We start from the raw sequence: 14,064 nt of genomic DNA on the forward strand, positions 1-14,064 counted from the left end.
TCAGGCCCGCCTGACGACGATGTTGGAGCTGCTGCCTTCGCCGAGGCCCAGGTCCGCCGCTTTTCCGATGTAGGGGACCGCCGACGGTTCCAGGTCGAACAGCCCGCAGGCGTAGGCGTCGGCGGCGACCGGGTCGAAGGACACGATCACCTCCCCGGGTTCGCGCGTCTTGCCGGGCCCCTTCGGCCCGTTGGTGACCAGGATGCGGGACGCGTCCATGACGGTGAGGTCGACGGCCACCGCGCTGGCGTAGTCGGCGATGTACTGGGCGAGGTCCGGGCTCGAGTGCCAAGCCTGGCGGTTGAAATTCACCCCCATGAGGTTTTTGAGCCCTAGCGTCAGCTGCGTCTGGGAGTGGTGCTTGGCCTTGGGCATGTTGATGAACACGTCCGCCTCGAGCACCGCGCGGGCCAGCGTGTCCCGCTTCATCATCCTGCCGCGGGGCACCTCGATCGGGGCGAAATCCCGCTCGGTCGCCGCGTAGATCAGCTCGGCCCCCCCCTGGCGCGCGGCGGCGGCGATGCCGGAAACGGCGAGCACCTGCGCCGCCGGGCGGTCGATCGTATGCTCGAAGATGGTGATCTTGCCCGCTCCCGCCTCGCGGCAGAGCTCGATCATGGCCGAGAGCAGCCTGGGGTCGGTATTGGCGGCCTGGGCGGGGGTGCGGGACCAGGCGGCGTTGGGCTTGAGGACCACGCGGCTCCCGGGCCGGATGAACTCGAGGCCCCCGGCTGCGGCCAGCGCCGACCGGAGGGCCGTGACGGGGTCGGCGTCCTTGCCCACGTACACCTCCCCTTTTCCCTTTCCCGCCGTCAGCGAGGCGCGCCCGGGCGCGGCCGTCCCGCCCGGGTCCGGACCCCGGCCGCACCCGCCGATGGCGGCGCCGCCGCAGGCCATTCCGGCCAGTCCGAGGAATCTGCGTCTATCCATGGGTCTCCCTTGCCACACGCGGCCGTCCGGCCGGTCAGTCCGCCCGGGCCGGGGCGGCGCGCCCGAGCATCGTTTTGAGAAACAACTCCGTCTGCCGCCGCCCCTTCTCCCCGGCGTCGTAGGCCACGACCGAGAGGAAGACGCGTCCCGCGACCGCGTAGCCCGACGTGCTCCCGGCGCCCGCGGCGGTGAAACGGTCCCAGTCTGTATTACGCGGCGCCGGCCCCCCTGTTTCCATCCGGTAGCGGTCGGCGAGAAACCCGCGCGCCTCCTGCGGCGACCGCGCGGTGTGCACGGTCACCTCGAGATACTCCCCCGCGTTTTCGTACAGGCGCCGGAGCGCTTCGAGCATCCCCGCGCGGGTGTAGACCTCGTACCCGCCGTTGTAGATGTCCTGGAGCCCGTCCCCGCGCCCGTAGACGGTCGATCCCGGGACCGCGCTCCAGCCGGCCGCGGGGCGGTCCACGGCGATCTTTTCCAGGTCCGCGCGGGCTCCCCGGGCGGCGGGGAGACCGAGGAGGGACGCCAGCAGGGTGAGGGACAGGAGGTTCCGGTTCATGGCCCTCATCCTATCCTGACGATGTCCATCCGGGACGGGTCGTCCACCCCCAGCCCCCGCGAGGCGGCGGTCGCGATCCAGGTCGGTTCCCGTCCGGCAGCGGCCAGCGTGGGCAGGCCGGTGGCCTTGCGCCGCTCCTCGATGATGCGCCACTCCATGGCGTCCACGGCCACGGGGTCGCGGGCGATGAGCAGTCCGGCGTAGTCCCACAGCGCGTCACGCCGCAGGGGCGGGCCTCCGTCGGCCTGGGGGCGCAGCGCGTCCATGACGATGAGGCGCGTCTTCCGGCGGATGACGGGGATCTCGTTCAGGTCCGCGAGGTAGGGATCGCAGTGGTTCGCGTGGCAGCGCCCCGGGTTGTCGAAGCTCCCGTAATGGTTTTTCATCGCCCCGGTGACCCCCGCCATCCCGTGGTCCTTCATGAAGGGGACGTTGACCAGGGCGGTGATGTCGCGCGTGAGGATCCTGGTCAGGCGGCCGCTGATCTGCCCCTGGACCGTCGGCTCGTCCTCCCACACCCCGTCGTTGGCCAGGACGCGCACCCCGTCCCCCTCCTTGCTGATGGTGTAGCCGCTCTTGAGCAGGTCCCCCGTGGAGCGGTCCCAGATGATGACGTTCGAGGGCTTGACGCCGCTTGCGACCAGGGCGGCGGCGACCGCGTGCGCCACGGCCGGGTGGGTGGAGGCCCCCCGTCCGAAGAGGCAGTTGATCTTCACCCCCACGACATCTTCAGGGGTGAACAGCGATCTCCACGCCGCCCGGGCATCGGAGTGCCCCGTGAGCCGGGCCACCCCCTGGTCGAGCATGCGGGCCAGGACCGCGGTGTCGACGTCCGCGTCCCCGGCGGGGGTGAGCACGGCCGGGTCGCGCACGATGACGAGGCGCGATTTCGGCGCTTCCTGGGCTTTCGCGAATCTTCCCGTGATTGAAGGGTGGGCGGCCGCCGCGCCCAGGGCGACGGCCTGTTTCAAAAACCGCCTGCGGTCGGGTATATGGGACATCCGGATCCTTTCCTTGGACCATAAACAGGGAACCGGGGCCCACGCGCCCCGTTTCCGGAAGGGTAGGATACGGCCTGTTCAAAGTCAATAATTCCCGGTTCGCGATTTTTTGAACCCCGCCTCCCCGGGAAACGTAAGGCAGGAGTATAATCGCGGCTCGAAGAAAAGGGGTGGGTGATGGATCAGCATATCAAGGTCCTGGGGGTTCTGAACATCGTCTGCGGGGCGCTGGGTGTCCTCGGCGCCGTGGCGATCCTGGCCGTCTTCGGCGGGGTGATCGGGATCGTCGGGGCCGCGTCGCCCCCCTCCGTGCACCCGGCGGTGGCGCCCTCGGTCCTGGCCGTGGTCGGTGGGGCGATCGCCCTGCTGCTCCTCCTGCTCTCCGCCCCCTCGATCGTCGCAGGCATCGGCCTGGTGCGGCTCCGGAACTGGGGCCGGATCCTGGGCGTCGTCGTCAGCGTCCTCCATCTGCTGAACTTCCCCTTCGGGACCGCGCTCGGGGCCTACGGCCTGTGGGTCCTCTCCTCGGACCGGAGCCGGGAGGCGTTCCTTTCGCGCTAAGCCATGGGTGCGATCATCAGCGCGAGCCGGCGCACGGATATCCCGGCCTGGTATGCCGACTGGTTCATCGCGCGGGTCGAGGAGGGGTTCTGCGATGTCCCCCACCCGCGCGTCCGCGGCCGGGTGAGCCGCATCCCCCTCACCCCGGAGGAGGTGGCGCTGTTCGTGTTCTGGACCAAGAACCCGGCGCCGCTCGAGCCCCATCTCCCGCGTCTCGACCGGCGCGGCTACCGGTACGTTTTCCTTTACACCCTGAACGCCTACGGCCGGGAGATCGAACGGGGCATCCCCGATCGCGCCGGGCGCATCGCGTCCTTCCGGCGGCTGGCCGCCCGGGTGGGGGCGGAAAGGGTGGTCTGGCGCTACGATCCCATCCTCCTTTCGGCGCGCACCGGGGTCGACTGGCACCTGGAACAATTTTCGGCGATCGCGCGGGCGCTCTCGGGCTCGACCAGTCGGGTAATCGTCAGCCTGGTCGATTTTTACCGGAAGACCGGGCCCGGTTTCCGGGAAATGGAGCGGCGGGGGGTCCAGGCCGAGCGGACGCCCGGGGAGCGAGACCTGGGGATCCTCATCAGCGGGCTGGCTGCGACGGCCCGCGCATGCGGCATGGAGATCCGGAGCTGCGCCGAGCCCCTGGAGCGCTTCGGCGTGGAAGCGGGCAAATGCATCGACGACGTCCTGATCCGGCGCCTATTCGGGTTGACCGTCGGCCCGGGAAGGGACCGGGGGCAGCGGGAAGCGTGCCGCTGCGTCCCCAGCCGCGACATCGGCGTTTACGACACCTGCCCCGGGGGGTGCCTCTACTGCTACGCGACGACCGATGCGGAAAGGGCGCGCAGGGCCGCGGCGCGGTGCGACCCCGCCTCGGGCGCGCTGGTCCGAACCTGAGGATCGGGCCCGTCAGGCGATGGCGCAGAGGTGACGGAAGGTCTCGATCCCGGGGGCGGTCCCGAAAAGGGCCAGGAATTCGGGGGCGTCCCAGCGGAAGAAGGGGTTGGTGGCGCGCTCCTCCGCGAGGGTGAGGGGCACCGTCGGCGTGCCCGCGGCCGATTCCAGGCGCTCCAGCCGCCGCCGGAGGAGGGTGTTCTCCGGGTCCACCCGCGCCGCCTCCCGCACGAATTCGAGGGTGTATTCGTGCGCGCACCAGATGCGGGTTCCGCCCGGGAGCGCGCGGATTTTCTCGAGCGACGCGAACATGTCGTCCGGGGTCCCCTCGAACAGATTCCCGATGGTCCCGCCGAAGACGGTGTCGCCCGAGAACAGCTCCCCGCCCCCGCGCCCGTCTTCGAGGAAATAGGCGATGTGCCCCCGGGTGTGTCCCGGCACCTCGAGGACCCGGGCCGGGGCGCCGCAGACGGGGAGGAGGTCCCCCTCGGCGAGGAACCGGGTCTGGCACGGGATCCGGCCCCGGTCGCCCGCCCCCCCGCAGACCCCGGCGCCTGGGAAGAGTTCCCGCAGGCGCGGGACGCCGGCCGTGTGGTCGGCGTGGTGGTGGGTGATGAGTATCGACTCGAGCCGCCGCCCCGACTTCTCGAGCCAGCGGAGGACGGGCCGGGCGTCCCCCGGGTCCACCGCCGTCGCCCGGTCGGGCGCGTCGCCGGAGATCATGTAGATGTAATTGTCTCCCAGGGCGGGGAGGGCGGTCACTTCCATGGAGCCTCCTTCAGTCCGGCCGCTGACGGCCGGAGAGCGTTTCCCTGACCCGTGTCGCCAGTTCCCGGTTGGTGAACGGCTTCTGAATGAAGAACACCCCGGGGTCGAGCATCCCGTGGTGGGCGATGACGTTGGCGGTGTACCCGGACATGTAGAGCACCCGGATCTCGGGGTGGATCTGCCGCATCCGGTCGGCCAGGTCGCGTCCATTCATCTCGGGCATGACGACGTCGGTGATCACGAGGTCGATGCTCCCGCCGTGCCGCCCGGCCTCGGCCAGCGCCGCGCGCGGGCTGTCGGCGGAGAGAACGACATAGCCGAGCCTTTCGAGCAGGGTCCGGGCCAGATGCCCGATGGCGGCCTCGTCTTCCACGACCATTACGGTCTCCCCCTCGGCGGGGGGCATCCGCCCCGGTTCGGGGACGCGGACGGCGGCTCCTTCCCCCGCGTGGCGCGGGAGGTAGATCCTGACGGTGGTTCCTTCGCTCGGCTCGCTGTAGACGTTGACGAAGCCGCCGTTCTGCTTGACGATGCCGTAAATCGTCGCCAGCCCCAGGCCCGTCCCCTCCCCCGGCTTCTTGGTGGTGAAGAAGGGCTCGAAGGCGTTGGCGAGGGTCTCCCGGTCCATCCCGTGGCCGTCGTCGCTGACGGCCAGGGACACGAACTCCCCGGGGATGAACCCCGGGTGCTCGGCGCAGTAGGCGTCATCGAGGGTGACGTTGTCCGTTTCCAGGGTGATCTTACCCACGTCGGCGATGGCGTCGCGGGCGTTGACGCAGAGGTTGGCCAGGATCTGCCCGAGCTGGGAGGGGTCCATGAAGACGCTCCAGAGCCCCGGCCCGGGGTGCCACCGGAGGTCGATCGCCTCCCCGATGAGGCGCCGGAGCATCTTGAGCATGCTCTCGACCGACGCGTTCAGGTCGAGGGCCTCCGGCTGGATGGTCTGGCGCCGGGCGAAGGCCAGGAGCTGCCGGGTGATGTCGGCCGAGCGGCGGGCGGCGGCGAGGATCTCCTCGAGGTCCCCGCGGCGCGGGTCCTCCGGGGGGGTGTTTTCCAGCGCCAGCTCGGCGAACCCGATGATGACGTTGAGCATGTTGTTATAGTCGTGCGCCACCCCCCCCGCCAGCCGTCCCACCGATTCCATCTTCTGGGACTGGATCAGTTCTGCCTGGAGTTTCTGCTTTTCCCGCTCGGCCCTGCGTCGCTCGCTGACGTCCACGAAGATGATGATGTCGAACTTGCCCGCCGGGGCCGCGCGAAACTCGATCTGGAGTTCCCGGCCGTCGGCCGCGCGCACCGGGAACTCCACGGGCGGGATTTCGGCCCCCGTGCGCCTCAGCTCGGCCATCGTCGCCGTCCAGTGCTCGCGCACGCGCCGGCGCCGCTCCTCGTCCGGGTAGGCGCGACGCCACCACTCGTCCAGGCGGGGGAGGTCCTCGGCCGTGTAGCCGAACAGCTCGGTGAATTTCCGGCTCAGGTGGATCACCTTCCCCTCGTCGTCCGAGATGGCCACGGCCACGGGGGCCAGCCGGGCGAAGGTTTCGAACTTCTCCAGGCTTTCCCGGAGCTCCCGGGTCCGGTCGGCCACCTGGCGCCGCAGGGCCCAGGTCCAGGCGAGGGCCGTCGCCAGCAGGAGGAGGAGCGGGACCACGACGACGGCCGAATAGCGCAGCACGGTCAGCAGGGAAGAGCCGGGGGAATAGACGCCGAGCCACTTGTCGTGGATGCGGCGGTACTCGCCGCTGCGCTCGAGCGCCTTGAGCCCCTCGCTGAACTGCGCGATCAACGCCTTTCGCCCCTTCTTGGCGGCGTAGCCGTACTCGAACCCGACGATCGGCTTTTTCCCCAGGACCAGGTTCGACCAGCCGTGCTTTTCGATCAGGTGGAGCGCCGTGACGCGCATGACCACGGCGCAGTCGTGGCGCCCCCCGGCCAGTTCCCGGAGGGCCGTCTCCTGGTCCGCCACCGCGACGAGGCTGCGCCCGAGCCCCTGCTCCAGGGCGAAATCGTGCAGGATGTCCCCCTCCTCGACCACGATCCTTCTGCCCCGCAGCTCCGCGATCGATGCGGGCGGGGTCCGCTCCCCCTCGCGCACGACCGCGACGTAGTGCCCCACGGTGTGCGCCTGGGTGAAGTCCAGCTCCAGGTTGCGGGCGGGGGAGTAGAAAGCCCCCTGCAGCAGGTCGATGTAGCCGTCCTTGAGCGACTGCACCCTTTCGGGCCAGTGGCCGAGCCGGATCTCCACATCCAGCCCGATCTCGCGGGCGATGGCGCGGGTCAGGTCGACGTTGTACCCCGCCGGCTGCCCGCGCTCGTCCAGGAACTCGTAGGGGGGGAAGTTGCGGTCGCCGCCGATGACGAGGGGACGATCGGAGGCGAGCTCCATCGCGGCGAACCATTTGGCGTGCAGGTGGCGGTAGGTCCCGTCGGCCATGACGATGGCCAGCCCCTCGTTGAGAAGCGCCAGGGTGTCGCGGTCCCCCTCCCGGACGGCGAAGCAGAAGTCCTGGCGGAACCCCTCGACCGGCTCGTCGAGGACGCGGAGGCCCGTCAGCCCGGTTTTCTGGATCAAGCGTAGCGCCACCAGCCGCTGCACCACGACGGCGTCATGCCGTCCCGCGGCCAGCTCCTCCAGGGCGATCTCGAAGGTCGGCAGGGGCCGGATCTCGATCCCGAGGCCCGTGCGGCGCAAAAACTCCTCGGCGTTGTCCCCCTGCATGACGGCCACGCGGCGGCCGACGAGGTCCTCGAGGCGGGCGATGCCGGTTTCGGCGCCGCGGACGACGATGGCCCCGTGCAGCGTCATGTAGGGGACGGTGAAATCGTAGAGTTCCTCGCGCTCCGGGGTGCGCCCCACCAGAGGGAGCGCCCGGACCCCCCCCTCTTCGAGCCACCCGCGGGCCTCGGCCCAGGTGCCGGTCCGGAAGGTGACCTCCCGCCCCATCGCGCCCAGCGCCGCCCGCAGCAGCTCCACCGAAAACCCGTCGGCGTTCCCCTCGGGGTCGACGAAACTGAAGGGGGGGTAGTCGATCTCCGCGGCCGAGCGGATGGCGGGGCGCGCGGGAGGTTCCTCCCGGGCCGACGGGGCGGCGGGGAAGACTCCCAACGCGAGAAGAATCCACGGTATCAGCGCGTGTCGCGAAAATGCACGAATAGTCATGAACACTCGGCCAGGCGGGTTTGACATCTGCGGACCGGGCTTGTCCGCTCTTCCTCCCTCAGGGACCAAATCTGTCCCCGGGAACGCGAACCCCGGAGACCTCTGCTTCCAGATTACACACTGAGGGCGCGGGGCGCCACACGATTCTTTCGGCGGGGGGTCAGAACAGGTACTCCTCCTCGAGCCGGCCGAGCAGGGCGTGAAACGCTTCGTGCCGCCCGGCGCCGATGCGCTCCCGCTCGAGCTTCTCGAACGCGGCGACGAGTTCGCCGTCCCGGTCGGAATCGAGCCGGGCGTCGGCCATGACGAAGAGGACCTCGTTTTCCTTGGCCATGTGCCCGAACAGCAGCGTCACGTAGGCCTCGAGGAGGCGCCGGGCGCTTTCGGCGCCTGCCGCGTTTCCGGGCCCGAGGCCGGCGAACGCCTCCCGGAGCCGGGCGACCAGGCGGCGCCCCTCCTCGTGCTCGACGAGCATCACCCCGATCGGGCCGTTCTCCCGCGCCACCCCGGCCTGCTCGAGCGCGGGGAAGAGGAAGTCCTCCTCCTTGCCGTGGTGGCAGCGGTCGACGAAGACCGTCAGGAATTCCAGCATCCCCTCGAGGTCGCCGCCGTCCACCGCCTCCCCCTCCCCCAGCCGTTCGGCCACGGCCTCGAGCACCCGCAGCATGACGCCTATCCCTTCGTGTTCCGCCTTGAGCTCGTCGGTCGCTTTCATGTCCCTTGTCTTCCTTTCGCCCGCGACACCAGGTATTCCCCAAGGGCGACGGCCTGGTTGCACCCCTCGTCGCGGGCCGAGTAGAGAAGGGTGATCCGTCCATGCGCCGCAAGTTCCAGGAGCGCCCGCACCGTTTCCGGTTTCGCGTCGAGTTCGCCGTGGTAGCGGCGCCTGAACTCCTCCCAGCGGGAGGGGGCGTGGCCGAACCATTTCCGGAGCGCCGCCGTGGGCGCCGCCTCCCGGAGCCACAGCTCCGCGCCCAGTTTTTCTTTGGATACGCCCCGGGGCCACACCCGGTCGACCAGCACACGGGTCCCGTCGGTTTTTTCGATGGGGGCGTACACGCGCTTCGCACGAATATCCAGGGATGCCATGCGTCGTTCCTTGAGACCATTATGCCCCGGACGGGGGACCAAGGGAAGGGGTTCAGTCCCGCGCGCGCCGCAGCGAGAGGAACCCGCGGAAGCGCGGTGCGCGTGCCGCGGTGCATGGGCCGCGGTGCATGGGCTGCGGTGCATGGGCTGCGGTGCATGGGGATTGACTGATGTATATACAATAGCATACAGTAGAAGAATGAAATTCGAGTGGAACGAGAATAGGAACCGGTCCAATTTCAGGAAACACGGAATCTGGTTCGAGGAAGCCCAGACTGTTTGGGCCGATGCGGCATCCATCGAATTCTATGATCCGGAACATGGCTCCAATGAAGATCGTTTCATTCGAATCGGTCATTCGACAGGGAGTCGATTGCTTCTGGTCGTGTTCTGCGAACGCTCCGAAGGATCCACCATTCGCATGATTTCGGCTCGAAAGGCGACCCCTGGTGAGAGGAGGGAGTATGAAAAGGGAATATGACCTGCAAAAACTGAAACGACGTCCGGGAAGGGTGAAAGTGGATCCCGACGCGGCCAGAACCCCTATCAGCATCCGGCTGGATGGAAAGGTGCTTGCGGATCTGCGATCCGAGGCGGATCGGCTGGGAGTGCCCTATCAAACACTGATCGGCAGTATCCTCCACCGCTATGTTACGGGGGAATTGGTGGATCCGAAGGCCTTGGATCTGGCCCGGCTCATCGCAGAAGCCTCATGATATTGATGGGCACCTATGCCGGCTGCATCACGCTCCCGCCCCTTCCTTTTCCGGTGATGATGCGTCCCTCTCGGGCGAGACGGGTCTTGACCGCGGCGTAACGCTCCCCGGTCCAGCCCAGCCGTTCGCAGAGCGCCTGGTTGCCCGATTTCCCCCCCAGCCCCTGGAGGGCGGCAAGGAAGGCGTCGCCGTCGGCTTCCGTTGTCTCCGCGGCCGAAGGAGCTTCCTCCATGACGGCGCCCTCCGCGTGCAGCCCCATGTCATCCACTCCCGGCTGAACCGGCTGGCTTGGCTGGCCCGGCTCGACGGGCTGGACCGGGGCAGGGGACAAGAGGGTCTGGCGGGCGCCGAGGGGGGCGTAGTCCGAGGGGTTGCACGTCAGCACGATGACCTGCAGCCCGCGGGCGGCGGCCAGATCCAGCATGCGCTGCAGGTTGCGCACCCGGAGCGGGTCGGAGAAGGCGAAGGAGTCGTCGAAGACCACGGGGAGCGAACCGCCATGGTTCGCGGCCAGCAGCTCGGCCGTGGCCAGCCGCACCGCCGCGGCCAGTTGCTCGCGCGCGCCGCCGCTCAGGGCGTCGAAGGGGAAGGCCTCCGCCGCCCCGGGCCGGACGAGGCGGAGGCCTTTGAAGACGCCGCCGTCGAAGGTGACCACGGCCCGGGCGCCGGGGCCGAGGACCCCCGCGAGGTAGTCCGATATCCGCTCCGCCAGCGGCCGGGTGAACCGCTCGGCCAGGACGCGCCGCTCCTCTTCGAAGAGCCGGCCGAGGAGCCGGACGGCTTCCGCCCGCCGGCGGACGGACTCGTGGTACTCCCGGGCCGCCCGCTCGCGCACGTCGGCCCGGACCAGTTCCGCCAAGGGGTCTTCGCTGCCGTCGAGGGTGAGGGCGGCACGGCTGGCGGCGCGCTGTTCGCGCGCTTTCTGCCGCTGCTCTTCCTGGGTCCGGACAGCCCTTTCGAGCCGGCTGCGGTCCCGCTCCAGCTGCTGGGGCTGCAGCCGGGCCAGCTGCGCGCGAGTCTGTTCGAGAGCCGCACGGGCTTCCGCGGCGGCCTCCCCGGCCGCGCGCAGGGCCTCGAGGCGGGATGCGTCCTCTCCGTGGTTCGTGAGGAGGAGGCGCAGCTGGGCCTGGATCTCGACAAGGTGCGCCTCCTGCGCGCCGATGGCGGCGGCGAGTTGCACCAGGGCCTGTTCTGCCGCATCGAAGGCTTCCCCGGCGGCCTGCCCGGCGGCCTTTTTTGTGGTCTCCTCCTCCTCGGCCCGTTCCAGGGCCTGCTCTTCGCCCTGGCGCCAGGCCGCCGCCCGATCGCGATCCAGAGGTTCCCGGGTGCCGGGGACCAGCCGCGAGCGGCGGTCCACTTCGCCTTCGGCTGCGGCCAGCGCTTCCCGGGCTTCAGCCAGGTCCCCTTCGAGGCTGCCGTCATCGAAATCCCCGAGCCTGGATTGTTCCCGCTCGAGTTTCGACTGCAGGCCTTCGCGTACATTCAGGATTTCGGCCGCCCTGGCGACCGAATCCACCCCGAGCGGGTCGAGCGCCTCCCGGAGCGCGTCGCCCGCCGCACGGAGGGAGTCCCGGGCCTCGGCGAGGCTGTTGCCGCCGCCCGGCCGGACGCGCAGGTGAACGTCCTCCCCGATAAAGATGTCGACGGCATCCGTCACCCTGTGCGCGCTCCCCGCGGGCGCCTCCCGGTCTCCGATCCGCACCGGCCGGCCCGATGAGACGACCTCGATGCCGGCGGCCATGGCTTCGAGCGTGGCCGCGGCCCGGTCCGCGTGCGCCTGGAGCTGGCGCAGGCGGCCCAGGGAGTCCGCGTCCACCCGGGGCAGCGGCGCCAGGTCGTCGCGCAGGGAGCGGATGGAGTCCCGGATCTTTTGAGCGTCCTCCAGCCGGCCGGCCAGGCGCCGGCACCGGGCGTCGCAGTCGAACCGTTCCACCCAGGCGCGGGCGAGGTCGCACCGCTGACGGAGGAGCCGCGCCTCCGCGGCGGCCTCCCCGTGGGCTTTGGCCGCAAGCTGCGCCTGCGCCCGCCGCTCCTCCCGCCGGTCGCGGGCCCGTTCGGCCTCCTCCCGTCCGGGGGCCAGCGCCGCTTCCAGGGCCCGTATCTCCCGGCGCAGCGTGTCGATCTGCCCGTCGGCCTTCAGGAGGTCGGCAAGCCTCTCCTCCGCCCGGGCGGAGGCGAGCGCCTGCTGTTCCTCCCGCGCCTTCAAGGTCTGCGCCGCGGCCAGCTGCTCCTCGACTTTCCGGAGCCCGGCGGCCAGCGATTCCAGGTCGGCCGTGGTGCGCCGGATCGTCTCCTCGGCCTCGTCGAAGGCGGAAGCGGCATCGACCAGCCGCTGCTGCCGCCCGGCCGCGTCCTGCCGGGCCGCCCGGGCGGCCTCGAGCCGGGCCTCCGCCTGCTGCAGTTCGGACCCGGCCTTCGGCCTGCCCGCCTGGGTGAAGAGGGCGGCGGAGCGCTCGGCGAAGCGGCCGGCCACCTCGGCGTCGCGCGGGGACTGCAGGGCGACGGCGCCCCCTTCCTGCTGGAGCCGCGCGAGCAGCGCGTTCTGTTCCGATGCCGCGTCGCCCGAGGGGTCGTGCCCGCTTTTGCCCTGCCACACCCAGAGATGGGCCCATTGCTGCAGGATCCGGTCGGCGAGGTTGCGGCCGCCGCCCACGTCCTCCACCTGCAAAAGCGCGTTGAGGAGCGATTCGGCTTCGTCCCCCTGCCGGGAGGCGCCCCCGGACTCGGAGAGCGTCGTCGTGCCCCCCGCCCCGCTGAAGCGCTTCTGCAGCCGGTATTCCTTCCCGCCGGCGCGGAAAACGATCTCGACCTCCGGGTGGCCGGGGTACAGGCTCGAGACCATCCCCTGCCGCCCCTCCCCCGTGATCCTGGATTTGAGAAAAAGTCCCCGGTGGACCGCTTCGATGAAGGTGCTCTTGCCCGATTCGTTCGGTCCCCCGATCAGGGTGAGGGAGGGGTCGAAGTCCACCCGGGTCTCGCGATGAATCCGGTAGTTGCGCACCGTGGCGGATACGATCTTCATGCCCCCCCCTCCTGCCGGCAGGCGGCGTGCAGTTCGCGCAGCGCCACGGCCGCGATCTCCGCTTCGTCCCCGGCGGAGCGGGCCAGTTCGACCAGGCGGCGCGCCACGGTGGCGATGAGGGGATCGCCCGCCTGCATGGTGAGGGCCTCCACCTCCCGGTCGGTGGGGGCGATCGTGGTGCGGTCGTCGATTTTGAGCCGCAGGAGCCGGGCCCGGAGGGAATCGAGGAGCGCCTCGAGGCGGCTCGAGGCCCCGATGCCCAGACTCCCGCCGAGGGAGAGGCGGAGCAGGTCCTCGTTGGCCCGCTGGCCCAGCAACTCGTCGAGCCGGTCGGCAAGGTGGGCGACCCCTCCGTCATCCGCGAACTCGAACGAGACCTCCGACCACCGCAGCCGGCCCGTGGGGATCATCCGAACCCCGGGCATTGCCCCGCGCCGCGGCTCCACGAGCAGGATGTGGCCCGGCTTCTGCTCCTCCCCCTTCCGGAACCGGTCGCTCTCGGGGGTGCCGGAATACCACGCCTTGGGTCCCACCTGCTTCGCCCCGTGCCAATCCCCCAGGGCGACGTAGTCGATCTCCTCCATCGGGAGGCGCGCAAGGTCCAGACGGTTCGGTTCCGTCCCGTCCGCCTCCTCGTCGTCCCCGCCCCCCGCGAAGCCGTGGACGCTGCCGTGGGCCAGGACGACGCGGGCCTTGGAGGGGGAAAGGCTCTGGAACAGGGCCGGGTCGCGCAGCCAGTCGGTCCGGTCCCCCGCCTCCAGCCGGCGGAGCAGGGGGCAGGGAAGCACGACGACCTCGTCGAGTTCGAGCGGCGCCGTGCCCAGCAGGACCGTCAGGTTCGGGGCGAGGCGGGCGCTTTCGCGCCGGAAGAAATCCTGCTCCCAGACGCTCCCCGGGCCGCCGTGGTCGTGGTTGCCCGGGATCGCGACCACCGGCGCGCCGATCCGGCCGATGGCGCTCGACGCCTCCGCGACCGTGGCCTTGTCCGCGCTCGGCGAATCGAAGAGGTCCCCGGCGACGAGCACGAGCCGTGCGCCTTCCTCGCGTGCGATCTCCGCAATCCGCTCCACGGCGTCGATGCGCGCCCTCTGCACGAGCGCGCGCTTGTAATCGTCCTCGATCCCCGCGAACGGCTTGCCGATCTGCCAGTCGGCGGTGTGGATGATCTTCATGAAGCTCTTTCCCCCCGTGCTGCCAACATTGTCGCGCACCCGCCCCGAAGTGCAATCCCTTTTTGTAAGGGGACAGTCACCAGTGTCCCCAAGCCCGAAACCGCTCCCGCATTCATGGACAGGGTCCGTCAAACCGAACCTGCTCCAAAGTGTGCACGCTATCCGTGATTTCCGGTATACTGGATTCCTGACCTGGGA

The 14,064-nt window shown here is 70.1% G+C and carries 13 protein-coding genes; 4 read left to right on the forward strand and 9 right to left on the reverse strand.

Annotated features, from left to right (window positions below):
- Genes GXY47_02845 through GXY47_02855 form a run of 3 tightly spaced genes read right to left on the reverse strand, consistent with a single transcriptional unit; the run spans position 1 to position 2,490 of the window.
- Positions 1-930 (reverse strand): DUF362 domain-containing protein, encoded by a 930-nt coding sequence (locus tag GXY47_02845; protein ID NLV30067.1) that lies wholly within the window; start codon positions 928-930, stop codon positions 1-3.
- A 34-nt stretch (positions 931-964) separates the two neighbouring features.
- The gene (locus tag GXY47_02850; protein ID NLV30068.1) at positions 965-1,489 is read right to left on the reverse strand and encodes a hypothetical protein; all 525 of its coding nucleotides are present in this window, start codon (positions 1,487-1,489) and stop codon (positions 965-967) included.
- Positions 1,490-1,494: 5 nt separating this feature from the next.
- Complete coding sequence (locus GXY47_02855; GenBank protein ID NLV30069.1) at positions 1,495-2,490, reverse strand: DUF362 domain-containing protein; 996 nt, start codon at positions 2,488-2,490, stop codon at positions 1,495-1,497.
- Positions 2,491-2,667: 177 nt separating this feature from the next.
- On the opposite strand from GXY47_02855, the gene GXY47_02860 reads away from it, so the two are divergent.
- Both GXY47_02860 and GXY47_02865 read left to right on the forward strand, forming a co-directional pair.
- Entirely contained in the window at positions 2,668-3,051 is a 384-nt protein-coding gene (locus GXY47_02860; protein ID NLV30070.1) for a hypothetical protein, read from the forward strand.
- 3 nt (positions 3,052-3,054) lie between these two features.
- Positions 3,055-3,942 carry a DUF1848 domain-containing protein gene (locus tag GXY47_02865; protein NLV30071.1) on the forward strand — a complete coding sequence of 296 codons (888 nt, stop codon included), beginning with the start codon at positions 3,055-3,057 and terminating at the stop codon, positions 3,940-3,942.
- A gap of 12 nt (positions 3,943-3,954) precedes the next feature.
- Here GXY47_02865 and gloB read toward each other — a convergent pair whose 3' ends face one another.
- The 4 genes from gloB to GXY47_02885 form a co-directional block, all read right to left on the reverse strand.
- Complete coding sequence (gloB, locus tag GXY47_02870) at positions 3,955-4,707, reverse strand: hydroxyacylglutathione hydrolase (GenBank protein ID NLV30072.1); 753 nt, start codon at positions 4,705-4,707, stop codon at positions 3,955-3,957.
- A 10-nt stretch (positions 4,708-4,717) separates the two neighbouring features.
- On the reverse strand, positions 4,718-7,867 hold the full coding sequence (locus tag GXY47_02875; GenBank protein ID NLV30073.1) for a transporter substrate-binding domain-containing protein: 3,150 nt from the start codon (positions 7,865-7,867) through the stop codon (positions 4,718-4,720).
- Between the two features lie 160 nt (positions 7,868-8,027).
- On the reverse strand, positions 8,028-8,582 hold the full coding sequence (locus GXY47_02880) for a hemerythrin (protein NLV30074.1): 555 nt from the start codon (positions 8,580-8,582) through the stop codon (positions 8,028-8,030).
- Positions 8,579-8,947 (reverse strand): DUF488 family protein, encoded by a 369-nt coding sequence (locus GXY47_02885; protein NLV30075.1) that lies wholly within the window; start codon positions 8,945-8,947, stop codon positions 8,579-8,581. The genes GXY47_02880 and GXY47_02885 overlap by 4 nt, the downstream gene beginning before the upstream one ends.
- A 208-nt stretch (positions 8,948-9,155) precedes the next feature.
- Between GXY47_02885 and GXY47_02890 the strand changes: the two genes are divergently transcribed.
- Together GXY47_02890 and GXY47_02895 are read left to right on the forward strand one after the other, a co-directional pair.
- Positions 9,156-9,437 carry a BrnT family toxin gene (locus GXY47_02890; GenBank protein NLV30076.1) on the forward strand — a complete coding sequence of 94 codons (282 nt, stop codon included), beginning with the start codon at positions 9,156-9,158 and terminating at the stop codon, positions 9,435-9,437.
- The gene (locus GXY47_02895; protein ID NLV30077.1) at positions 9,421-9,672 is read left to right on the forward strand and encodes a hypothetical protein; all 252 of its coding nucleotides are present in this window, start codon (positions 9,421-9,423) and stop codon (positions 9,670-9,672) included. Before GXY47_02890 ends, GXY47_02895 begins: the two co-directional genes overlap by 17 nt.
- 13 nt (positions 9,673-9,685) lie before the next feature.
- Here GXY47_02895 and GXY47_02900 read toward each other — a convergent pair whose 3' ends face one another.
- Both GXY47_02900 and GXY47_02905 read right to left on the reverse strand, forming a co-directional pair.
- Positions 9,686-12,694: an AAA family ATPase gene (locus GXY47_02900; protein ID NLV30078.1), complete on the reverse strand. Its 3,009-nt coding sequence runs from the start codon at positions 12,692-12,694 to the stop codon at positions 9,686-9,688.
- Positions 12,691-13,866, reverse strand: a complete 1,176-nt coding sequence (locus GXY47_02905; protein ID NLV30079.1) for a DNA repair exonuclease — start codon at positions 13,864-13,866, stop codon at positions 12,691-12,693. Before GXY47_02905 ends, GXY47_02900 begins: the two co-directional genes overlap by 4 nt.
- Positions 13,867-14,064 lie beyond the last annotated feature (198 nt).

This window comes from Acidobacteriota bacterium, from assembly GCA_012729555.1.
Classification (GTDB): domain Bacteria; phylum Acidobacteriota; class UBA6911; order UBA6911; family UBA6911; genus UBA6911.

Coding starts and splice junctions, on each gene's coding strand:
- GXY47_02845 (NLV30067.1), bottom strand. CDS start 930: ATGGATAGACGCAGATTCCTCGGACTGGCCGGAATGGCCTGCGGCGGC.
- GXY47_02850 (NLV30068.1), bottom strand. CDS start 1,489: ATGAACCGGAACCTCCTGTCCCTCACCCTGCTGGCGTCCCTCCTCGGT.
- GXY47_02855 (NLV30069.1), bottom strand. CDS start 2,490: ATGTCCCATATACCCGACCGCAGGCGGTTTTTGAAACAGGCCGTCGCC.
- GXY47_02860 (NLV30070.1), top strand. CDS start 2,668: ATGGATCAGCATATCAAGGTCCTGGGGGTTCTGAACATCGTCTGCGGG.
- GXY47_02865 (NLV30071.1), top strand. CDS start 3,055: ATGGGTGCGATCATCAGCGCGAGCCGGCGCACGGATATCCCGGCCTGG.
- gloB (NLV30072.1), bottom strand. CDS start 4,707: ATGGAAGTGACCGCCCTCCCCGCCCTGGGAGACAATTACATCTACATG.
- GXY47_02875 (NLV30073.1), bottom strand. CDS start 7,867: ATGACTATTCGTGCATTTTCGCGACACGCGCTGATACCGTGGATTCTT.
- GXY47_02880 (NLV30074.1), bottom strand. CDS start 8,582: ATGAAAGCGACCGACGAGCTCAAGGCGGAACACGAAGGGATAGGCGTC.
- GXY47_02890 (NLV30076.1), top strand. CDS start 9,156: ATGAAATTCGAGTGGAACGAGAATAGGAACCGGTCCAATTTCAGGAAA.
- GXY47_02895 (NLV30077.1), top strand. CDS start 9,421: ATGAAAAGGGAATATGACCTGCAAAAACTGAAACGACGTCCGGGAAGG.
- GXY47_02900 (NLV30078.1), bottom strand. CDS start 12,694: ATGAAGATCGTATCCGCCACGGTGCGCAACTACCGGATTCATCGCGAG.
- GXY47_02905 (NLV30079.1), bottom strand. CDS start 13,866: ATGAAGATCATCCACACCGCCGACTGGCAGATCGGCAAGCCGTTCGCG.